This is a genomic window from Ruegeria haliotis (genome assembly GCF_013377785.1).
In the GTDB taxonomy this organism is placed as follows: domain Bacteria; phylum Pseudomonadota; class Alphaproteobacteria; order Rhodobacterales; family Rhodobacteraceae; genus Ruegeria; species Ruegeria haliotis.
Window position 1 is genome coordinate 53,597 of the sequence record NZ_JABXWT010000004.1, and the last position, 21,476, is coordinate 75,072.

Genomic DNA, 21,476 nt, shown 5'->3' on the forward strand with positions numbered 1-21,476 from the left:
GCCGTGACTGAACCAATCCCGGTACGAATGTTCAAGGTTCAACCGCAGCGCGTAGCGCTGCTTGGCCCAACGGTAAGAGGTGCATCTGTGATGCCCTTCTTCTTGGCGGGAGCGTTACCCTCGTTTGGCCGCGCGTATCTCCCGTTCCAAAGCGTCTAGAAAACGCGACCGGTCCGCCTTTCCAAACGGTTTCCCGCCACCTCCGGCCCCCAACGGATTGGCGGCGCGCAGGTCTGCCATCAGATCGCGCATCGCAAGCTGCTGGCCTATATTGGCCGCTGTGAACGCCTCGCCATTCGGGCGCAACACGCGCGCGCCGGCCTCGACACACTTCGCGGCCAGCGGAATATCCGAGGTGATGACCACATCTTTGGGTCCGCAACGGTCGGCGATCCACTTGTCCGCCTCATCCGCGCCCTCCGCGACGATGACTACCTGCACCAAAGGGTTTGCCGATGGCCGCAACCCGCCGTTCGACACCAGCGCGACCGGTATCTTGTGCCGCGTTGCAACCCGCTCGGCCTCGGCCTTTACCGGGCAGGCATCGCCATCGATATAAACCGTGGTCACGCCTTTTTGGCCTCCTTCTTGGCGGGTTCTGCGGCTTTCTTGCGCACTTTGAACTCTTCGGGGATCGGCATGCGGTTGAACGCGTCCAGACCGGCGATCTTGTAGGCCTCGGCCAGGGTCGGATAGTTGAACGTGTTCTGCACGAAGTAGTCCACGGTGCCCTTCAGGTTCAGAACCGCCTGCGCGATGTGGATCAGCTCGGTCGCGCCTTCGCCTACGATCTGCACGCCCAGCACCCGGCGGGTTTTCAGCGAGAACAGCATCTTCAGCATGCCATGCTCCAACCCCATGATATGTCCGCGCGATGTTTCGCGGAATCGTGCAACGCCCACCTCATAGGGGATGCCGCGTTCCTGCAATTCCTCTTCGGACATGCCGCAAGTGGAAATCTCGGGCACCGAATAGATGCCATAAGGATACCACGGGCTTTCCGGCAAGGTCGGCGTTTCCAGCGCATGGCATGCGGCCACGCGCCCCTGTTGCAACGAAGTCGAGGCCAGCGAAGGATGCCCGATCACGTCACCGGTTGCATAGATATGCGGCACGGCGGTCTGATAGGTCTTGCGATCTACGCTGATCCGGTTGCGATGGTCGGTTTCCAGCCCAACCGCGTCCAGATTCAGCGAAGAAGTAGCGCCCATGCGCCCGGCGGCGAACAACAGCATTTCGGCGCGAACGTGGCGACCGTTTTCAAGCGTTACTTCGACATGGCCATTTGCATCTTCGATTTTTTCGACCGCCGATCCCAATCGCAGATCAACACCGTTTTCGCGGATTTGATGCGTGAAATCATGGATCAACCGACTGTCGACGAAGTCCAGAAACGTGTCCCGCGGCTCGATCAGCGTCACCCGCACGTCCAGGGTCGAGAACATGGTGGCGTACTCAACGCCGATCACCCCGGCGCCGATCACCACCAACGAGCGCGGGATTTCCGCCATTTCCAGAAAGTCATCACCATCAACGATCGTCTTGCCGTTGAAGGGAACATAGTCCGGGCGATAGGTCTTGGTCCCGGTCGCAATCAGAAATTTGGCTGCGGTCAGGCGCGTGGTCTCGCCCGCATCGGTGGCAACCTCAACCTCGTGCGGCCCGACGAACGTGGCCAGCCCGTTCAGGGTTTCAACGTGGTTGCGGTTGAACTGGTGTTCCAACACATCGACCTCGTGATCGAGTGTCATATGGAGGCGAGCCTTAAGATCCTCGGCACGGATCTGATCCTTGACCCGATAGGAACGGCCATAAAAACTGCGCTCGCGCCAGCCGGACAGATTCAGCACGGTCTCGCGCAGGGTCTTGGACGGGATCGTGCCGGTATGGACGGACACCCCGCCAAAGCGGTCTTTGCGATCAATCACCAAAACGCGTCGCTGCAACTTGCCTGCCTGAATTGCGGCCGAGCGCCCTGATGGGCCGGACCCGATAATGATCAGGTCGTAATCATATTTGCTCATCAATCAGTCTCCGTACAGCGCCTCGGCATGGAAGGTGACGTGGTCTTCCATGAAGGTGGACACAAAGAAATATGAATGATCATAGCCCGGCTGCAGTCGATAGATCGCCTGCTGACGACGTTCGGCAATGGCCTGTGCCAGCGCTTCGGGACGCAGCAGGTCGATGAACTGGTCGTCGGCCCCAGTGTCGATCAGGATCGGGCCATCGAAGCCGGTTTCCTTCATCATCAGGGACGCATCGTGCTTGGCCCAAGCGGCCTCATCCTCACCCAGATAAGCACTCAGCTGTTTGCGTCCCCAATCCGCGCCGGTGGGGTTGGAAATCGGCGCAAAGGCCGAGACCGAGCGGAACCGTCCCGGCAGGTTCATCGCCAGCGTCAGCGCGCCGTGGCCGCCCATTGAGTGCCCGGTAATGGCCTGACGGTCGCTGTCGATGGCGAAGTTCTCGGCCAGCAGGGCAGGCAGCTCTTCTGCCACATAGTCCCACATCTGAAAGTGTGGCGCCCAGGGGTCCTGAGTTGCGTTTACATAAAACCCGGCGCCCTGGCCAAGATCATAATCCGCGTGATCGGCCACACCTTCGCCGCGCGGCGATGTATCGGGGAACACAACAGCGATGCCCTGCTCGGCCGCCCAGGTCTGGGCTCCGGCCTTGGTCATGGCGTTTTCATGGGTGCAGGTCAGGCCAGATAGATACCACAGGATCGGAACAGGGCCGTCCTTTGCTTCGGCGGGCAGAAACAGGCCAAAGGTCATATCGCATTGACAGGTCGAGGAGGCATGGCGGTACACGCCCTGTACGCCGCCAAAACATGCATTTTCCGAAAGGGTTTCCATCAGGCTTCGTCCTTACGTTAGAGTTGCGACATGGCTAACGATCCAAGGGCCCGGCGTAAAGTCCGAGCGCCTTCGGCGTGAGTATTTTTCGAAAAGATGAAGACTACGGAGTGCCGACCCAGGCGATAATCAGAGGCACTGTCAGAATGCTGGCCATGGTCGAAAGCAATATCGCAGCCGATGCCCGGTGCGGTGCTACCCCGTAATGCGCGGCCAACATATAGACGTTGCCTGCAACCGGCAGTGCCGCAGCTGCGATGGCGACGGTTGCGGGGAAGGTGTCGATCGGGATCAACCAGATCAGCGCAATGGCCACGCAGGCCGGGTGGATGACCAATTTGCAAAAGCTAAGCCAGCCCGCGACCTGCACCCGTTCCGCCGATTTTCCCGCCAGAGATGCGCCGATGGCGAACAGAGCTCCGGGGGTTGCTGCTCCGCCCAAAATGGTCAGGAAATCGTTCAGTGGCTCCGGAACCGGAACTTGCAATGCTGACCAGATAAGGCCCGCAGAAATGGACACGATCATCGGGTTTTTCAATAAGCCCAATCCGATCAGTCGAAACGTGGAAGGCGTCAATCTTCCGTCCCGCCCACCATTGATCAGGATGACGATCAGAGATGAAAAGACCACCAGATCGACCGTCAGTACCAGCATCACCGGCCCGATGGCCGCTTGCGTAAACAGCAGCGCGAGCATGGGTAACCCAAGAAATCCGACGTTCCCGATGGCGGCACACTGTGCTTCGACGGCGGCGGTGGGAATGTCGAGGCCTCGAAGCCACGCCACACAGGTGGCCACCGAATAAACGGCGGCAGTTCCGATCAGATAGCCAATGATCAGCCTGCCATTGAAAATTTCGGCAAAGGGTAGGGTGGCGGCAAAGCGGAACAACATCGCGGACAATGCGAAATAAAATACGAACTTTGTCAGGTAGGCCGTGGCTTCGGCAGTGAAAAATCGGGTGCGCCCAGCCCAATAACCCAGGCCGATGATCGCAAAAAAGGGAAGCGTGCGCAGAAAAATCTCGACCATGCGCAAAGTCCTAGCATGGTTTGAGCTTGCCGCAAGCGCTCGGACTGGACGCTGATTATTATTGCATCGAATATGTCGCGGTGCTTGTTCAGCGGGCGCAAGTTTGGTCGAAAATGTCGGGAATCCTGGGCCAACCTGCCTGAATGTCCTGAGAATCGTTGTATCTGAACCGAGCGGTTTATAAGCTGCATTCCACCCCCTATCTGAGGAGATGACATGACCCAGACCGCCACCATCCTGCGCACAGGCCGGAAATTCGACCAGGTTTTGCGCGGGGCCCGCGAGGTTTTCATGGCGGATGGGTTTGAAGGGGCAAGCGTGGATGACATCGCACGCGCGGCGGGCGTCTCCAAGGCGACGCTGTACAGCTATTTCCCGGACAAGCGCCTGCTTTTCATGGAGGTCGCCCAGACCGAATGCAGCCGTATGGCGGAACGTGTTATTTCGATGATCGACGAAACCAAACCCGCACGCGAGGTTCTGACGATCACGGCCAGACAGCTGACGCGCTTTCTGGTCTCGGATTTCGCGCAGCAGGTTTTTCGGATTTGCGTCGCCGAACGGGACCGGTTCCCTGAACTGGGGCAGGCCTTTTACGAGGCCGGGCCGCAGAACGGGCAGCGTCAGATGGCGGAGTATCTGGAAAAGGCCGTGCTCAAAGGCGAGTTGGTGATCGAGGATGTCCATATAGCTGCGGAACAATTCTCTGAACTCTGCAAGGTGCGGATCTGGACCCGCGCGGCCTTTGGGATACAGAACGACTTTAGCGAAACCGAGATAGACGAGGTCGCGCTGCAGGCAGTGGACATGTTCATGGCCCGCTACGGCGTTTGACTAAAAAATAGATGGTCCACGCCGGATTTTGGGGCACAGACCATCTCTCACTCATTAAAATGTATTACTCGGTAAAGGTTCCCTGAAAGGCATAGGTATTTGAAAAATCCTTATTCGATAAAGGTCTTGGCCAGACGGTCGCTGATGGGTTGCGCCAGATAGGCAATCACGGCGCGTTCACCGGTATTGACGAACAGGTCGGCGGGCATGCCCGGAACCAACTCCAGCGCGGTGACAGCGTCGGGCTGTTCGGCGTCCAGCTTGACCCGCGCTTTGAAGTAAGCCTCGCCGGTGCGTTCGTCCTCGAGCGCGTCGGCTGAGATGTCAAAGATCTGACCGCTGGCCTCGGGGACGTCGGCTTGGGCAAACGCGGACAGCCGGATACGGGTTGCCTGCCCGACCCTCAGCTTGTCGATATCGCCGGTTTTAATCCGCGCCTCGACGATGAGTGCCTGATCAGCAGGGACTATATCCATGATGCGTTCGCCGGGTCGGATCACGCCGCCCGTTGTCGAAACACCAAGGTTTACGACACGACCACTGGTTGGGGCTACGACTTCGATCCGTTTGCGGCGCTCAGAACTGCCCGCGAATTGTGGCCGAATCAGATCAAGCTGTGCTTCGACGATCGCCAACTCTCCGGCGAAAACTTCGTCCCGCAGTTTCTGCTGACTGATCAGTGTCAGCCTCAGCTCGTGCACCTGGTTTTCTGCCTGCGCGATCTGGGTGCGCAGCGCGGCATCGACGCCGGACAGACGCTCCAGCTCGATTTGCCGGGCACTGACCCGAGTGACCGCCACAAGACCTTTGTCCAGCAGTGATTGCAGGTTGGCCAGTTCTGTGTGGGTAATCTCGATCTGGTTTTGCGTCGTGCGGCGCTGCTCATTCAACCCGTCGATCTGATCCTTCAGGCCGGTGATGCGCTGTTCGTTGATTTGAGCCTCGGTGCGGCGGGCGCGGGCCTCGGCGTTGAACAATTGCTTCTGTGTCAGGTAGGCCGGATACCAGTGCAGCCGGTCCATGCCATCTTCGAAGGCCGTCAGGGCAGTGGATTCATCGAACCCGGATTGCCCCGCCATTTGTGCCAGCAGGCGGGCGCGGCGGACGGATAGCTCGCCCAGTTGGCTGCCCAGAACGCTCAGATCCACATCGATATCAGTGCTATCGAGCCGGATCAGTGGTTGGCCCTTGCGAACAAACTCTCCGTCCGCGACCAGGATCGAGCGGATGATGCCGCCATCCAGATGCTCAACCGTCTTGCGGTCACCTTCAACCACGAACGAGGCCGGGGCAACAACGGCGCCATCAAGTTTTGATGCAAAAGCCCAGTAAACGCTGCCGCCGACAAAAACCAGCAACGTACATATCCCGAACAGCACATAGCGTCCGATGCGCGGGGTTGCGTCTGTGATATCGATCATCTGCGCGTCCTGCACGGACATCGCATGGCCGGACGCATTGCGGGGAACAAGCTGTGTCATTGGGCAGCTCCTGTGATCTGAGTTGTGGGTGCAGGGTGCGGCACTGGCGCGGCAGTGGGCGATTTTGCTTGACTGTCCAGCACGTTGCGGCGGTTGACTTTCAGTACATCGTCCTTGTCACCGAACTGGGTCTGGGTACCGTTGCGCATCACCATCACCTTGTTGGCGGCCTGTAATGTGGCCGGGCGGTGGGTCATGACAATCGCAATCGCGCCCCGGGCCTGTGCCGACAGGATTGCATCACGCAAGGCTTGTTCGCCCTCGGCATCCAGATCCGAGTTCGGCTCGTCCAGCACCAGTACGAACGGATCACCATAAAGCGCCCGCGCCAGAGCCAACCGCTGTCGCTGTCCACCGGACAGAAAGAAACCATGTCCGATCCGGGTCTCATAGCTATCAGGTAGTGCACTGGTCATGTCGTGGATACCGGCTTCGCGTGCGGCGCGCAGCACCTCGGCATCGTCGATGGCGGTCGAGAACCGGGCGATGTTCTCGCGGATGGTTCCGTCAAACAGTTCCACGTCCTGTGGCAGATAGCCGATCTGCTTGCCCAGATCCTCGTGGTTCCATTTGGACATCGGGCTGCCATCCAGCAGAACTTCGCCCCGCTGTGGGAACCAGATACCCGCCAACATTTTTCCCAGCGTTGTTTTGCCCGAGCCGCTGTGGCCGATCACGGCCAGCACATCCCCTGCGGCAAGGCTGAAATCTATCGCCCGCACGGTGGCGTTGATGGCGCGCGGCGGTCCGGCCTGCGCGATTTTCACATCCACAGTCTTGAAGGCGCGTGGCAGGTGCAGGTTGGGTGGCGTTTCCGCGAACTCCTCGGTCAGTGCCTTGATTTTGGTGTAAGAGCCGCGTGCGGCCAGAAACGTGCGCCATTGGCCGATCAACTGGTCAATCGGAGACAAGGCGCGGGCCAACACGATGGTAGAGGCGATCATCACGCCGGCCGTGGATTCGCCAGTTATTGCAAGTGCAGCACCAAGCCCCAGGATGGCGGATTGCAGGCCCATGCGAACGGTCTTGGACATCACCGAGAACCCGGCAACGCGATCAGCGGCGCGGGTTTTGTGCCGATGCGCGTCAATCTGCAAAGCCGTCCAGCGACGGAGCAGATCAGATTTCATACCAAGCGCATGCACCACTTCGGCGTTGCGGTCGCTGGTGTCGAACAGAGCATCCGAGCGTCCACGCGCCTGCGATGCCTGCTGCATCGGTGCGCGTGCGCGGGCGTTGTTGATCAGCGCCATGATGGTCAGGGTGATCGCTCCGAACAGTCCGAGCAGGCCAAGAAGGGGATGCAACACGTACAGAACCATCAAATAGATCGGTATCCAGGGTGCATCAAAAAAGGCGGTCAGGGTCGTGCCCGAGATGAACTCACGAAAGCCGTTCACGTCCTCGACCAGATTTTCGCCCGCTTCGCTGTTGCCTTGCACCCGGCGGCGCATCGCGGCACCCAGAACGGGGCCCCCCACGGCCATCTCGAACCGGGCGGCCAAACGGCCGAGAATGCGCATCCGCATCAAGTCCAGGCAAGCGATGACGAGGAACACACCAGCCAACAGAATGGACAGCGCGATCAGTGTCTCGACGTTCTGGCTGGTCAGGACCCGGTCATAAACCTGCAGCATGTACAACGGTCCGGCCAGCATCAAAAGGTTCAGGAACAAGCTGAAGAAAGCGACCGCGACAAAGCCCTTACGCAGCGAAGCCCAGGCAGTCTGGACGGGATTGGATTTCTGTAACATGTGAGGACCCTTTCCGGTGTGGCTAACGGGGCGACGTGTGCCGCCCCGCTGTTGATCGTTTACGCGACGAAGTCGTCTTCGGTCAGATCGGCGCTGTCCACGCCCGCCAACCGGAGCGAACCTGCGCTGCCGAATGAGATCAGGGTGTCATTGCCATCCTGCGAGACGTTCACCGGGGTGTTGAAATCCGGACCAAAATCGTTGAACTGAAGTTGATCCAGACCGACCTCGTAATCTTCGATCACGTCGTTGCCGAAATTGGCGCTGAACTGGAACGTGTCAGATCCCTCGCCGCCGACCAGAGTGTCGTCGCCGCCCGCACCAATCAGGATGTTGTCCAGATCGCTTCCGATGATCACGTCATCCTCATCCGAACCGATGACATTTTCGATGGACCGCAGCACATCGGTTTCGATCTGGTTGTCGATGACATCCTGACCGATGACCCCTGTGCCACCGATGGCGTCCACATCCAGCGTGGCACCCGCATCCACCAGCGTATCCTGCACGACCGGGCCGTTCACGCCCGCCGGTGCATTGTGCAGATGGATGGCCGAGACCACACCCGGGATCGGCGTGCTCAGGTCGGCCTCATTCAGACCCACAACGCTCAGCTCGCTGGAATAGGTCACTTGGCCGGTGTTGAGGTCCTGCGTGATGACAACTGTTGCCTCACCAGTCGCATCGCTGTCCGAGGTCGGCCCCGGTTCCTGCGCTGCGTCCAGACTGCTGTTGAGTGTGACAGTGCGGATGCCATTTTCGGTCACATCGCCGTCGACCAGCAGTTGCCCACGGATTTCCCCGGCGGGAAAGTCAGAGGTGTGGATGTTGTAATACAGGTTACCCTGTACAGCCTGTTCCACAAAGGCAGCGCCATCGGCGATGTTCGATCCGAACTGGTCCGGTGCCACGACAACCGCATCCACGACCGAGACGTTAAAGCCTGTGTCGCGGGTGGCTGTGCCGTTGCCATTGGCGTCCAGCCGCACCTCGACCCCGACATCCAGATCCGAGAAATCGGCTGTGTCGATACCGTCGCCGCCGTCAATGAAGTCATTGCCCAGACCACCGGTCAGAACATTGTCCGCATCGCCTGCAACCAGCACGTCATCACCCGCACCGCCAAAGATGTCGCCATTGGTGGTACCCAGATCAACAAAGACATCGTCACCATCGCTCAGCAACACATTGCCGTTGATCACGCCTTCGTCGTCATTGATGATCGTCACGGTGCCCGCATCCGAGGCATCGATGGCATTGACGGTGCCACGGATTTCACCTTCGTTGAGGACAGCGCCCAACAGGTTCAGGCCACCGTCCACACGCAGACCTGCTGCGGCATCCGAGGTATCCGACCCTGCGATCAGGCCTTCGTTGACGACCACTCCGGCAAGGGATGCATCGTCCTGGCTGCTGAAAAGGCGCAGACCGTCGCCGACCTGATTGCCCTCGACAGCGTCGCCGCGCCCTTGCAAGGTGCCTGTATTCAGGACGGCAGCCGAAACCACATCCCCCGCCACATCGCCGGTTTGCAGCGCAACGGCTGAGCCATTGTTGCCTTCGCCTGCGTCCACCAGACCAGAGTTTCTGAAGGTATAGTTGTCAGCCGTACCATCCGCGTAGACAGTGCCGTTGCGCTGATTGCCGGTGCCGAGGATGTCGCCTTCGTTGATGACCTCAAGGCCCTCACCATCGATGTTCACTGCACGGCTGTCCGAGGTCACTGTGCCACGGTTGACGAACGATCCGCCGCTGTGATCACCGGTGCCGAAGTAGACGCCGTTCTGACCGCCTGCGAATACGCCGGTTTCCTCGTTCACCAGTTGACCCTGGAAATTGACGTTGTTCACCGCGCGGAATGCGCCGACGGTGCCGTTTGCGCCTTCCGAGGACACCGTGCCACTGTTGGTGATCGTTCCGGTGAAGGAAGCTGATGCAAAGCCGCCGCCTTCCTGACGAATGCCTTCCAGACGGATGCCGTCACCGGCTGTGCCCAGGGCAGCGCCCGCGTTCCCACGACCTGCGACGGTGCCAGCGTTGTCGATTTCGACCTCGCCGTTGCCGTCCTCGGCCAAAGACAGCGAGATGCCAGCGCCGTCATTATGCTCGCCTGCGTCAATCGTACCGGTCGTCAGGTTGTTGATCGAAAAGTCGCGGGCGGTGTCGTCGGCATAGACGGTGCCGTTGCGCTGATCGCCGGTGCCGAGGATATCGCCGCCATTGATCAGATCAACACCTGAGCCGTCGATGTTCACTGCGCGGCTGCCCGACTGGATGGTGCCAAAGTTCAGCACGTCCAGATCGTGTTCGCCATTACCGATATACAGGCCATTGCGCGGACCTTCGATCACACCGGTCGAGGTGTTCAGGATCTCGCCTTCGGCATTGGCACCATCAGCAATGCGGATACCGGCAGCGGTGCCCTGATTGCTCTCGGTCGAGATCAGGCCGCTGTTGATGATCTGGGTGTCCAGAATGGTGCCTTCGGCGCCATCGTCGATGCGGATGCCGTCACCGGCCAAAGTGGTGTTCGACGCCGCCTGACCGCGCCCCTGAATGGTCGCGCCAAAGCCATTGAAAACGTCGGTATCAACACGGTCGCCAATCTCATCCCCGACTTGCAGCGAGATGCCGGCGCCCTGATTGTCCGCGCCGGCATCGATTGTGCCGCCCGAGAAGTTCGAGATCGTCACATCCTCGGCCGTGCTGTTGGTGTAGATCGTGCCGTTGCGCTGGTCACCGGTGCCGATGATGTCGCCGAAGTTGCGCACATCGACGCCCTGGCCCTGAATGTCCACCGCGCGGCTGTCCGAACTGATCGTGCCGCCCCGGAAATTATCCAGGCTGCCCGAACTACCAGAGCCCGCAAACTGCACGCCGTTGAACTCGCCCGCGATGTCACCGAAATTACGGGCCGAGGCGCTGCCTGTGACCTGAACGCCGCTGGCCAATGCGTCTGGCCCGCTATTGGCTTCGATCCGGCCTGAGCGGAAGTTGAAGACGTCAACGTCTTCGCCCTGCGCCTGAACGGCTGCCGCCGCGTTGGTGGTGGTGATCTGCCCAAAGTTCAGCAAACGGGAAAAATCATTCGCAAGAACAAAGGCAGGGGTGTCGTCCACCACCGTGTTTTGGAAGAAATTGTTAAACAAGGTCTGGCCATCGCGGGTTGTCTCTTGCGCCAAGGATGATGTGGTCAAGAGACGGGCGCGCAGGCCTTCAAGGAATTGGGACAGCATGGATCACTCCGTCAAAAGTTGCGTTGTGCAGGCGGCCCGGTACATTGGGGTGCCGACACATCAAAGGAGTAGGCTCTGCTGACGCGCAGCTGAAATTCACAGTGCAAATCGGGTGTATAACGGATGCGAATACTCACGAACTCTGTGAGGCTGGACCAAGATGGGCCCCACGAAACAAGGCGGTTTTGACAGGGCGTACGCGGCTTGCGACCTATTCACTTTCGAGAATTGACAGATTTGTTAACGAATGTGACGCGAATCCCAGCGGAATCCCTGCCCAAGGCTTCTGAATCCCGACCCCTGATGGTATTTCTCTGCTAGACTGGTGTTTGTTTTGAACAGTGAATTGTGTACCCCATGAACATCAGAGATCTGGAATACGTCCTTGCAATCGCAAAACACGGTCAGTTCAGCCAGGCCGCGATTGCCTGCAATGTGTCCCAGCCCGCAATGTCGAACCAGATCAAGAAGCTGGAGCAGGAATTGGGTGCCGATCTGTTTCTGCGTCTGAACAATGAGGTCCGCCCGACGGCTTGCGGCGCGCGTATTGTCGAAATTGCCGGGCGCATTCTGAATGACGCCCAGAAGATCCGCGATACGGCAACCGAGTTCAGGGATCCCGAAGCCGTGCCCCTTAACATCGGTCTGACGCCGACATTGGCACCGTATCTGACCAAGTATTTCTCCGAGCTGTTTGGCGCTGTGTTTCCACGAATGCGGGTGACACTGATCGAAGACTTGCCGCAGAATATGCTGCAAATGGTCGAGGATCACACGCTGGACATGGCGCTGGTCGCGAAGAACAATAACGGTGCGGCGCTGGATTTCACCTCGATGTGGTCCGAACCGTTGTTTCTGGCGGTGCGCGAGGGTCATCCGCTGTGCACATTGACCTCTATCGCCCCCGAGGACGTACCGGCGCATGACTTCATCCGTTTGCCGCACAGTTTCGGCTATGAACTTGAAGACAGGTTGCCCAAACAGGATTCCTCGACCCGGATTGGCAAGCGTTTTGATCTGACCGCGCTACGGTTCGAGACGATCTGCAGGCATATCTGTCATTCGGATGATTGCACGATTGTCTCGGCACTGGCGGCAGAACAGTTCAAACGAGACAACTGGCCGCTGTGTTTTATCCCCTTCGATGCCCCCGGCCATCTGCGTGATCTGGGCGCGGCCACCCGCCCAAATTGCCCCCGCAAGCCGATGTTAGCGTCGATTGGCACTTATATTCTGGAGCAGCCGCCAAAGGGTGTCATTCCGACGTTTCAGCCGGACTATTCCTCTGGAAATGCTTCTGGCAGTACGAAAACAGCGCAACCTTCAAACCTGCCGCTGGAGATAGCAATTTCTGACAACTGAGCCCCAATGTTGGTTTACGCTCTTCAAGCAAGGTGTTGGCGCAAGGCGAACTGCGGTTCTATCGGTGTTGCCGCCGGATATGGGATAGCTTGATCATGTCTCACCTCTGCGGCAGGCGTTCGATATCGCGGCCAACTTCCCCTCAGACCTGAGTAGATATGAGCGCAGCCAGATTTTGCGACGTGCTGGTGAGCTTATCGGAGAGAAACGCGATTACCTGACAAAGTGGCTAATATCGGAGTTGGGTATCTGCCACCAGCATGCGACTTACGAGACGCAGCGTGCGCAGGACGTCTTTCAGTTTGCCGCCTGAGATGTTTCAGGTGGTCACCGGATGGCCCAAGGATATCGGTGATGAGATGATCACCAATGACCATATCGATATTATCACCTTCACGGGCGGTGTTTCGGTGGGCAAGATGATCGCCGCGAAAACGGGGTACAAGTGGTAGGCATTGGAACTGGGCGGAAACGACCCGCTGATTGTTCTGAACGATCTTGATGACGTCGATCTGGATAAGGCCGCCACGATTGCGGTCGCGGGTGCCACCGGGAATTCTGGTCAGCGCTGCACGGCGATCAAACGTATTCTGATTCAGGACAGTGTGGCCGACAGGTTCGTTCCTATGGTTCTGGAAAGGTCAAGGCCATCCGCTTTGGTGATCCGCAGGACCCCCGGACACAGTTGGGCTGCGTGATCCACACTGAGGCGGTGGAACTTTTCGAGGCCCGGGTCTATAAGGCAGCGGACCAAGGGGCCGAAATCCTTTATCATCCGGACCGGCATGGCGCATTGCTGCCACCGATCGTGATCGACAGGGTGCCTCATGATAGCGAGTTGGTGATGGAAGAAACCTTTGGCCCGATCGTTCCCACCGTACGAGTGCCGGATAGCGATGCCGCGGTGATGGTGATTTCGAACGGGACCGCGTTTGGTTTGTCCGCTGGTGTTCGCACCAACGATCTGAATCGGGCAATCGCGTACATCAACGGATTGGATGTCGGCACCTGCAACATCTGGGAACAACCGGGTTACCGCATCGAAATGTCCTCTTTCGGCGGGATCAAGGACAGCGATAACGGTGTGAAGGAAGGTGTCATCGAGGCGATGAAGTTCTTCCCAAATGTCAAAACCTACCCTCTGCCCTGGCCAGAATAATCTGTTATGTTTGCCCGGCAATCTAGCTCTGAGGGCCCAGCCCCTTGACCCCGACCTCGATCACGCAGTGTCCTGTGACGGGGTCCATCGCTTAGCTGTTTCAAAGTGGGTCTTTTTTAGTTCAGTACGTCCAGACGGATCTTGGTCGCGAAGGCAACAAAGCTCAGTAAGTGGTACGCATCTGGTAACCTTGGTGGAAGGTCATGCGAACGAATGTGACCGGATCGTTGCGAAACCATGTCGTGCGTTCAAGCTGAAACAATGGTGTTCCTGTCGGCACGGACAGAAACTCCTGCAGGTGACCTGTGGCAGGAACGGCAGAAAACGCGATTTCGGCATTGGAAAACGGGACTTCGGCCAACAGCCATTCGTTTGGGCCTACGGTCAGAAAACCCTCATCCATCACGTGGGGGACCGCGTTGACATTGATCCAGCGTTCTTCGAACTGAAATGGGCGATTGTCGGCGTGATGCATGCACTGCAGATGCAACACCTGCGCCCCTTCGGGAATGCCAAGTTTTGCCTGCAACCATGCCGGGCAATCGATCAGAGTGCGGCTGACGAGGGCATATCGGTACCCCGCATTCATGTCTTCAATGGTTTGGCGCACGACCGCAATCGGCAACTTTGCATGTTTTACGGGCGTTGTGACAACCCGCGTGCCTCCCTTGCGCTTGCGGGTCACGATCCCCTGTTCGGCAAGCTCGCGCAGCGCCCGGTTTACCGTCGCTCGGGCACAGCCGAATTCAGCGGCCAACTCCAGCTCGGTCGGCAATAGGCTACCCTGCGGCCATATCCGTGTCTGGATGCGGTCTATCACCTCTTCGCGAATGTCCTGAAAACTGACGCTTTTTTGGTTTGTCACATGTGGCTCGCAGAAATTAAAATATGCATATTCATATTATGTCGAAGATTTTGGTAACGCGCAAAGTGTTTGATCGCGCCATTTATAGGTTGGACAGCAAGTTGGTCATGGCTGCTCGATAGTTGGCAACAATCCGGTCTCTTGCAACATGGCGGCGGCTTTGTACCTTATGGCGGCCGGCTGACCAGAGATCCGTCACCACATGATCTTTTGCGGCAAAGACCAGCCCATCCAGCAACTGCTCCGGTTTGAGGCTGCAAAGCGCCTGATCCTGACTGTCGATGGCGACCAAGTCTGCCAGCATGCCTTTGGCAATCCGCCCGGCGGGCCGCCCCAAGGCCTGCGCTCCGCCCGCGGCTGCACCGCAATAGACGGCTTGCCCGACAGAGCCCTCGCCCATCACCAAAACGTTTCGCGACAGGTCACGCAAGCGCTGAGAATACTCCAGCGTGCGCAATTCTTCCGTCAGAGAGATCAACACGTTGGAATCGGATCCGACCCCAAATGCACCGCTGGCCTCCAGGTAAATCGCACCGTTGAATGGACCATCACCCAAATTGGCTTCGGTAATCGGGCACAGCCCGGCCACAGCTTGGCTGGCGGCCATGTCCCGTGTTTCCTGATCTGTCATGTGAGTGGCGTGGATCAGGCACCATCGCGCGTCAACGGGTGCATTATTCAAAAGCCACTCAACCGGACGCGCGCCTAGCCCGGCCTGGACCTCAGCCACTTCCTTGGGCTGTTCAGCGATATGGATGTGGACCGGACCGGTTGCGTGGATCTTCAGAACTTCAGTCAAGTCACCGGGCGACGTGGCCCGCAGGGAATGCGGCGCGATCCCCACACGGCAATCCCCGGGCAGTGTTGATAGGGTTTCGGTGGCCTGCTCGACCAAAGAACAATAGCGGGTGACATCATTGCCAAACCGTCGCTGTCCAACCTCCAGCGGCTTTTGCCCAACGCCTGAATAAGAATACAGGACCGGCAAATGGGTCAGGCCGATCCCGGTTTCGTCTGCTGCGGCCATGATCCGGTCTGACAGTTCTGCGAGGTGATCATAGGGCGTGCCGTTTGGCTGATGGTGAAGGTAGTGGAACTCTCCGACCGAGGCATACCCGGCCTCTTGCATTTCCATATAAACCAAGGCTGCGATGGCCTGAACCTGCTCGGGCCTTAGATGCGCAGTAAAGCGGTACATCAAATCGCGCCACGTCCAAAAGCTGTCACGCCCGGCCATTCGGTATTCCGTCATGCCGGCCATAGCGCGCTGAAAAGCGTGGCTGTGGAGGTTGGCCAGCGCTGGCAGCAGAGTATCGACGGTGGCGTCGCCGCCTTGTGGACTGCTGTCCGGGTACAGGTTCGAAATGTATCCACCTTCTATTTCGAGCCGCAGATTTTCCACCCAACCTGCGCCCAGCAAGGCGCGTTTTGCAAAGACAGCAGTCATCTTCCACCTCATTTTATGGATAGACATATTGCATAATGATTTGTACTAGAAAAGAGAGAAATGCAGAGAGGTCGAGAGTCCAATGCAAGCGCTTGGCAGGGTTTTTACAGATCTTAACGCTGCGACGATGGCGTCGGGCCCTGCGCCGTATGGGCTGATCGAGGACGCTGCGATCGCCGTTGTGGATGGACAAACTGCATGGGTTGGACGCGCGGCTGAACTGCCTGTGGAATATGCAGATTTGGCGCGGGTTTCTTTAGAAGGCCGTTTAGTCACGCCTTCGCTGATCGATTGTCATACGCATATAGTGCATGGCGGGCATCGGGCTGAGGAGTTCGAGATGCGCCTCAACGGCGCCAGCTACGAAGAGGTGGCACGTGCAGGTGGTGGGATCATCTCGACCGTCAAAGCCACGCGCGCGGCGAGTGTGGAGGAATTGGTTGCACAAGCCCTGCCGCGCGTAGATGCCATGCTGGCCGAGGGTGTTTCGGTCATCGAGGTAAAGTCTGGCTATGGGCTGGATCGCGAGACAGAGTTGAACATGCTGCGTGCCGCACGCGCGCTGTCGGGTCATCGGCCCATCCGTGTCGTGACCAGTTTTTTGGGCGCTCACGCGGTGCCGGACAATTACAAAGGTCGCGCCGAGGATTACATCGAAAACGTGTGCATCCCGACCCTGAAGGAAGCGCACCTGAAAGGTCTGGTCGATGCGGTTGACGCATTTTGTGAAGGGATTGCATTCCTGCCGGACCAGTTGGTTCCGCTGTTCGATGCCGCAAAAGAGATGGGCTTGCCCATCAAGGTGCACGCCGAGCAGCTCTCAAATCTGGGCGGAGCGAAACTGGCGGCCAGCTATGGCGCCTTGTCAGCGGATCATATTGAATATCTCGATCAGGATGGTGTTGACGCGATGGCCAGCGCGGGCACCGTTGCTGTAATCCTGCCTGGGGCCTTCTACACTCTGCGGGAAACGCAGGCACCGCCAATCGAGCAGTTGCGTGAGGCAGGCGTTCCTATGGCGCTGGCCACCGATTGCAATCCGGGATCGGCACCGATGACGTCGTTGCTGTTGGCGATGAACATGGGCTGCACGCTGTTCCGCATGACGCCCGAGGAATCCCTGCAGGGTGTCACGGTCCACGCCGCGCGCGCGCTGGGTCTGACCGATTGCGGCCAGATCGCCCGGGGCCTGCGTGCGGATCTGGCGGTCTGGAATGCAACCCATCCGGCCGAGCTGTCTTATCGCATCGGTTTTAATCCCCTTCACACCCGAATTTCCGGAGGTAATCCGTGACGACCCTGACCCTGATCCCTGGCTCAGTTTCATTGCACCAGCTTGAGCAGGTATTCCGAGAAGAATGCGCCGTGCGGCTGGACCCGTCCTGTCGCCCTGCCATTGAGGCAGCGCATCAGCGCATCGCCGACGCCGCCGCCGGAGATGCAGCGGTTTACGGCGTCAATACCGGCTTTGGAAAACTGGCCAGCGTCAAGATTGCGCCCGAAGATACCGCCACATTGCAGCGAAACCTGATCCTCAGCCATTGCTGCGGGGTCGGTCCTGCGATCCCCCGCGCCCATGCCCGCCTGATGATGGTGCTGAAATTGCTTAGCCTCGGTCGCGGCGCATCGGGTGTTCGGCTTGAACTGGTCGATTTGCTGGAAGGGATGCTTGAAACTGGCGTGACACCGGTGATCCCGGCACAAGGGTCGGTGGGCGCGTCGGGCGATCTTGCGCCCTTGTCCCACATGGCTGCTGTCATGATGGGTGCGGGCGAGGCCGAGTTCGAAGGCACCGTGATGCCCGGCGATGCGGCGCTGACCGCCGCAGGGTTGAACCCCGTAGAACTGGGTCCAAAGGAAGGACTGGCGCTGATCAACGGCACGCAATTCTCGACTGCCTTCGCGCTGGCAGGGCTGTTTGGGGCCTGGCAGGCGGCGCAAAGCGCGCTGATCACCTCGGCGCTGACGACAGATGCGATCATGGGCTCGACGGCCCCCTTGCAGCCGGAAATCCATACGTTGCGGGGTCATCGGGGTCAGATCGAGGCGGGTGCCACCATGCGCGCCCTTTTGGCGGGCTCGGTTATTCGCGAAAGCCATCGTGACGGCGATACGCGGGTGCAGGATCCGTATTGCATTCGCTGTCAGCCGCAAGTTGTCGGCGCGGCCATGGATGTGCTGCGGCAGGCCGCAACCACGCTGGAAATCGAGGCCAATGCTGCCACCGACAATCCTCTGGTTTTGTCCAAGACAGGACTGATTGTCTCGGGTGGGAATTTTCACGCTGAACCGGTGGGCTTTGCCGCCGACATGATCGCACTGGCTTTGGCGGAAATCGGTGCTATCGCACAACGTCGCATCGCCCTGATCGTCGATCCGGTGCTGAGCTTTGATCTGCCGCCGTTCCTGACCCCTAATCCAGGGTTGAATTCAGGCTATATGATTGCCGAGGTGACCACCGCCGCATTGATGAGCGAGAACAAGCATCTCGCCAATCCTTGTGTGACGGACAGCACGCCAACTTCTGCCAATCAGGAGGACCACGTCTCGATGGCGGCGCATGGCGCACGACGTTTGGGGCAGATGGTCACGAATCTTGAGCGTATCCTGGGGGTCGAATTGTTGTGTGCCACGCAAGGGATCGAATTCCGCGCGCCGCTGCCAACAAGTGCGGCGCTGCAAAGCGTGATGGCGCGTCTGCGCGCGGTTGTGCCAAGCTTGGAAGATGACCGATATGCCGCTCCGGATATTGAGGCAGCCTCGGTCCTGATCGCCAGCGGTGAGATCGCCCGTGGCACCGGGGTCGAAATGCCAGAGCTAGGGGCATGACCGATCCTGTCGAAATCAGCCGGGGTAATAGTCCGGTCGTTCTGGGGTTGCCGCATACGGGCACATTTGTACCCGCAACGATCGATGCAAAGCTGAACGCCTGTGGCAAGGCGCTGGCAGACACGGACTGGCACATTCACACGCTCTATGACGGGGTCTTGCCGGATGCCACGATGGTGCGTGCGACATTCCACCGTTACGTGATCGATGCAAACCGTGACCCAGCGGGCACGTCACTGTATCCGGGGCAAAACACAACAACGCTTGTGCCGCTGACAGATTTCGATGGGCAGGATATCTGGGATATTCCACCCACGGCAAAAGATATCGCAGAGCGGCGAGACGTTTTTCATGCGCCCTATCATGCAGCGCTTGCGGCCGAGCTGGATCGCGTAAGGGCGATCCACGGTTTTGCCATACTCTACGATTGCCATTCGATCCGGTCACGGGTTCCCTTCCTGTTCGACGATGTGTTGCCGGATTTCAATGTTGGTACCAATCTGGGCGCCACCTGTGACCCGGAAATCGAAAACCGTGTGATGTCGATATGTCAGGCGGCGGAAGGCTACAGCTTGGTTCTGAATGGTCGCTTCAAAGGCGGCTGGACCACGCGCCACTACGGACAGCCAGCCAATGGGTTTCACGCAATTCAGATGGAGCTGGCACAAAGCACGTATCTGAGTGCCGAAGCCCCACCTTGGACCTTTGATACAGGCAAGGCAGATCGAATGCGCGCTCACCTGAAAGATATTCTCGAAAGCCTGGCCGATTGGGCCCCGCAGACCGGAGGAAAGATATGACCGATCCCCGCAAGAATACCCGTGACGTATACCCGCCCACAGGCCCCGAGCTGAACGCCAAAAGCTGGATGACCGAAGCCCCGATGCGGATGCTGATGAACAACCTGCATCCCGATGTGGCCGAGAACCCGCATGAACTGGTGGTTTATGGCGGCATTGGCCGTGCCGCGCGGACCTGGAAGGATTTTGACACCATCATTGCCAGCCTCAAGGATCTGGAAGAGGACGAAACGCTGGTGGTGCAATCGGGCAAGCCGGTGGCGATTGTGAAGACCCACACGGATGCACCGCGGGTATTGATCGCCAATTCGAACATCGTGCCACACTGGGCCAATTGGGATCATTTTAACGAGCTCGATAAGAAGGGCTTGATGATGTACGGCCAGATGACGGCTGGATCGTGGATCTACATCGGCACGCAGGGCATCGTGCAGGGCACGTATGAGACCTTTGCCGAGGCGGGGCGTCAGCACTATGGCGGTGACCTCACCGGCAAGTGGATCCTGACCGGAGGTCTGGGTGGTATGGGCGGTGCACAGCCTTTGGCCGCAGTGTTTGCCGGTGCCTGTTGTCTGGCGGTTGAATGTAACTCCGACAGCATCGATTTCCGCCTGCGCACCAAGTATCTGGATGAAAAGGCCGAGACTCTGGATGAGGCGCTTGTGATGATCGACCGCTGGACCAAGGCGGGAGAGGCCAAGTCTGTAGGCTTGCTGGGCAATGCCGCCGAGATATTCCCCGAAATCTACCGCCGCATGCAAGCGGGTGGTATGCGGCCCGATATTGTGACTGACCAGACCTCGGCCCATGATCCTATCAATGGCTATCTGCCGCTGGGCTGGTCGATGGCGCAGTGGAAAGACAAGCGAGAAAGCGATCCCAAAGCAGTTGAAAAGGCGGCCTGTGCCTCGATGAAGCAGCACGTGGCTGCGATGGTTGATTTCTGGAACGCGGATGTGCCGACGCTGGATTATGGCAACAACATCCGACAAGTCGCTCAGGATGAAGGGTTGGAGAACGCCTTTGCCTTCCCCGGTTTTGTCCCGGCCTATATCCGCCCGCTGTTCTGTCGCGGCATCGGTCCATTCCGCTGGTGCGCGTTGTCAGGTGATCCCGAGGATATCTATAAAACCGACGCCAAGATGAAAGAGCTGTTCCCCGAGAACACGCACCTGCACAACTGGCTGGATATGGCGCAAGACCGCATCGCCTTTCAGGGCCTGCCTGCGCGGATCTGCTGGATCGGTCTGGGAGATCGCCACAAGGCCGGTCTGGCCTTCAACGAGATGGTGCGTAGTGGTGAATTAAAAGCGCCCGTTGTCATCGGGCGTGACCATCTGGACAGCGGTTCGGTCGCCTCACCCAATCGCGAGACCGAAGCGATGAAGGATGGCTCGGATGCCGTGTCAGACTGGCCGTTGCTGAACGCGCTGGTCAACACGGCTTCGGGCGCGACCTGGGTATCGCTGCATCACGGTGGCGGCGTTGGGATGGGCTTTAGCCAGCACGCGGGCGTTGTGATCTGTGCAGATGGGACCGACGCGGCGGCCAAGCGGTTGGAGCGTGTTCTATGGAACGATCCGGCATCAGGTGTCTGGCGTCATGCCGATGCAGGTTATGAGGACGCAAAAGACTGCGCGCGCGACCATGGCCTGCGTCTGCCCGGCATTTTGGGCTGAATTCGACGGCCGAAACGTGTTGAGCGTTCCGGCTTTTACCACTACCAACTTTATGGCCCTGTCCGGGTTGCCTTTGAATTTGTCAGAACACCTTAGCGCTAACGCCGAAATTTGCGGTTTAAGAAATGGAATGTAT

The 21,476-nt window shown here is 58.7% G+C and carries 16 protein-coding genes and 1 pseudogene; 8 read left to right on the forward strand and 9 right to left on the reverse strand.

Annotated features, from left to right (window positions below; all coding sequences use genetic code 11):
• Positions 1–114: 114 nt before the first annotated feature.
• From HW561_RS10800 to HW561_RS10815, 4 genes are all read right to left on the reverse strand, one after another.
• Positions 115–570: a YaiI/YqxD family protein gene (locus HW561_RS10800; RefSeq protein WP_176864576.1), complete on the reverse strand. Its 456-nt coding sequence runs from the start codon at positions 568–570 to the stop codon at positions 115–117.
• Positions 567–2,024, reverse strand: a complete 1,458-nt coding sequence (gene sthA / locus HW561_RS10805; RefSeq protein WP_176864578.1) for a Si-specific NAD(P)(+) transhydrogenase — start codon at positions 2,022–2,024, stop codon at positions 567–569. The genes HW561_RS10800 and sthA overlap by 4 nt, the downstream gene beginning before the upstream one ends.
• 3 nt (positions 2,025–2,027) lie before the next feature.
• The gene (gene fghA, locus HW561_RS10810) at positions 2,028–2,861 is read right to left on the reverse strand and encodes an S-formylglutathione hydrolase (RefSeq protein ID WP_176864579.1); all 834 of its coding nucleotides are present in this window, start codon (positions 2,859–2,861) and stop codon (positions 2,028–2,030) included.
• A gap of 103 nt (positions 2,862–2,964) precedes the next feature.
• On the reverse strand, positions 2,965–3,894 hold the full coding sequence (locus HW561_RS10815; RefSeq protein WP_176864580.1) for an AEC family transporter: 930 nt from the start codon (positions 3,892–3,894) through the stop codon (positions 2,965–2,967).
• A 216-nt stretch (positions 3,895–4,110) separates the two neighbouring features.
• Between HW561_RS10815 and HW561_RS10820 the strand changes: the two genes are divergently transcribed.
• On the forward strand, positions 4,111–4,728 hold the full coding sequence (locus tag HW561_RS10820) for a TetR/AcrR family transcriptional regulator (protein ID WP_176864581.1): 618 nt from the start codon (positions 4,111–4,113) through the stop codon (positions 4,726–4,728).
• 110 nt (positions 4,729–4,838) lie between these two features.
• Here HW561_RS10820 and HW561_RS10825 read toward each other — a convergent pair whose 3' ends face one another.
• The 3 genes from HW561_RS10825 to HW561_RS10835 are packed head-to-tail and all read right to left on the reverse strand — an operon-like array spanning position 4,839 to position 11,199.
• Complete coding sequence (locus tag HW561_RS10825; RefSeq protein WP_176864582.1) at positions 4,839–6,209, reverse strand: HlyD family type I secretion periplasmic adaptor subunit; 1,371 nt, start codon at positions 6,207–6,209, stop codon at positions 4,839–4,841.
• The gene (locus tag HW561_RS10830; RefSeq protein ID WP_176864583.1) at positions 6,206–7,963 is read right to left on the reverse strand and encodes a type I secretion system permease/ATPase; all 1,758 of its coding nucleotides are present in this window, start codon (positions 7,961–7,963) and stop codon (positions 6,206–6,208) included. Before HW561_RS10830 ends, HW561_RS10825 begins: the two co-directional genes overlap by 4 nt.
• 59 nt (positions 7,964–8,022) lie before the next feature.
• Positions 8,023–11,199 (reverse strand): beta strand repeat-containing protein, encoded by a 3,177-nt coding sequence (locus HW561_RS10835; RefSeq protein WP_176864586.1) that lies wholly within the window; start codon positions 11,197–11,199, stop codon positions 8,023–8,025.
• A 357-nt stretch (positions 11,200–11,556) separates the two neighbouring features.
• Here HW561_RS10835 and HW561_RS10840 point away from each other — a divergent pair, with 357 nt between their 5' ends.
• The 3 genes and pseudogenes from HW561_RS10840 (at position 11,557) to HW561_RS10845 (ending at position 13,720) form a co-directional block, all read left to right on the forward strand.
• A complete protein-coding gene (locus HW561_RS10840) occupies positions 11,557–12,561 on the forward strand; it encodes a LysR family transcriptional regulator (protein ID WP_176864588.1) in 1,005 nt (334 codons plus the stop codon).
• 175 nt (positions 12,562–12,736) lie between these two features.
• Positions 12,737–12,874 carry a hypothetical protein gene (locus tag HW561_RS23915; RefSeq protein WP_235962865.1) on the forward strand — a complete coding sequence of 46 codons (138 nt, stop codon included), beginning with the start codon at positions 12,737–12,739 and terminating at the stop codon, positions 12,872–12,874.
• Between the two features lie 46 nt (positions 12,875–12,920).
• Positions 12,921–13,720: pseudogene (locus tag HW561_RS10845) on the forward strand (aldehyde dehydrogenase family protein).
• A 163-nt stretch (positions 13,721–13,883) separates the two neighbouring features.
• Here the strand turns inward: HW561_RS10845 and HW561_RS10850 are convergent.
• Together HW561_RS10850 and HW561_RS10855 are read right to left on the reverse strand one after the other, a co-directional pair.
• Positions 13,884–14,585, reverse strand: a complete 702-nt coding sequence (locus HW561_RS10850) for a GntR family transcriptional regulator (protein WP_176864591.1) — start codon at positions 14,583–14,585, stop codon at positions 13,884–13,886.
• 82 nt (positions 14,586–14,667) lie between these two features.
• Positions 14,668–16,032: a formimidoylglutamate deiminase gene (locus HW561_RS10855; RefSeq protein ID WP_176864594.1), complete on the reverse strand. Its 1,365-nt coding sequence runs from the start codon at positions 16,030–16,032 to the stop codon at positions 14,668–14,670.
• A gap of 82 nt (positions 16,033–16,114) precedes the next feature.
• Between HW561_RS10855 and hutI the strand changes: the two genes are divergently transcribed.
• The 4 genes from hutI to hutU are packed head-to-tail and all read left to right on the forward strand — an operon-like array spanning position 16,115 to position 21,340.
• Positions 16,115–17,326 (forward strand): imidazolonepropionase, encoded by a 1,212-nt coding sequence (hutI, locus tag HW561_RS10860; RefSeq protein WP_176864596.1) that lies wholly within the window; start codon positions 16,115–16,117, stop codon positions 17,324–17,326.
• The gene (gene hutH / locus HW561_RS10865; RefSeq protein WP_176864599.1) at positions 17,323–18,861 is read left to right on the forward strand and encodes a histidine ammonia-lyase; all 1,539 of its coding nucleotides are present in this window, start codon (positions 17,323–17,325) and stop codon (positions 18,859–18,861) included. Before hutI ends, hutH begins: the two co-directional genes overlap by 4 nt.
• The gene (gene hutG, locus HW561_RS10870) at positions 18,858–19,661 is read left to right on the forward strand and encodes an N-formylglutamate deformylase (RefSeq protein ID WP_176864602.1); all 804 of its coding nucleotides are present in this window, start codon (positions 18,858–18,860) and stop codon (positions 19,659–19,661) included. Before hutH ends, hutG begins: the two co-directional genes overlap by 4 nt.
• Positions 19,658–21,340 (forward strand): urocanate hydratase, encoded by a 1,683-nt coding sequence (hutU, locus tag HW561_RS10875; protein ID WP_176864605.1) that lies wholly within the window; start codon positions 19,658–19,660, stop codon positions 21,338–21,340. The genes hutG and hutU overlap by 4 nt, the downstream gene beginning before the upstream one ends.
• The last annotated feature ends 136 nt before the right edge of the window (positions 21,341–21,476 follow it).

Excerpts from the sequence above, each read along its gene's own strand:
- sthA (WP_176864578.1), bottom strand. The coding sequence starts at position 2,024 with ATGAGCAAATATGATTACGACCTGATCATTATCGGGTCCGGCCCATCA.
- fghA (WP_176864579.1), bottom strand. The coding sequence starts at position 2,861 with ATGGAAACCCTTTCGGAAAATGCATGTTTTGGCGGCGTACAGGGCGTG.
- HW561_RS10815 (WP_176864580.1), bottom strand. The coding sequence starts at position 3,894 with ATGGTCGAGATTTTTCTGCGCACGCTTCCCTTTTTTGCGATCATCGGC.
- HW561_RS10820 (WP_176864581.1), top strand. The coding sequence starts at position 4,111 with ATGACCCAGACCGCCACCATCCTGCGCACAGGCCGGAAATTCGACCAG.
- HW561_RS10825 (WP_176864582.1), bottom strand. The coding sequence starts at position 6,209 with ATGACACAGCTTGTTCCCCGCAATGCGTCCGGCCATGCGATGTCCGTG.
- HW561_RS10830 (WP_176864583.1), bottom strand. The coding sequence starts at position 7,963 with ATGTTACAGAAATCCAATCCCGTCCAGACTGCCTGGGCTTCGCTGCGT.
- HW561_RS10835 (WP_176864586.1), bottom strand. The coding sequence starts at position 11,199 with ATGCTGTCCCAATTCCTTGAAGGCCTGCGCGCCCGTCTCTTGACCACA.
- HW561_RS10840 (WP_176864588.1), top strand. The coding sequence starts at position 11,557 with ATGAACATCAGAGATCTGGAATACGTCCTTGCAATCGCAAAACACGGT.
- HW561_RS10855 (WP_176864594.1), bottom strand. The coding sequence starts at position 16,032 with ATGACTGCTGTCTTTGCAAAACGCGCCTTGCTGGGCGCAGGTTGGGTG.
- hutI (WP_176864596.1), top strand. The coding sequence starts at position 16,115 with ATGCAAGCGCTTGGCAGGGTTTTTACAGATCTTAACGCTGCGACGATG.
- hutG (WP_176864602.1), top strand. The coding sequence starts at position 18,858 with ATGACCGATCCTGTCGAAATCAGCCGGGGTAATAGTCCGGTCGTTCTG.
- hutU (WP_176864605.1), top strand. The coding sequence starts at position 19,658 with ATGACCGATCCCCGCAAGAATACCCGTGACGTATACCCGCCCACAGGC.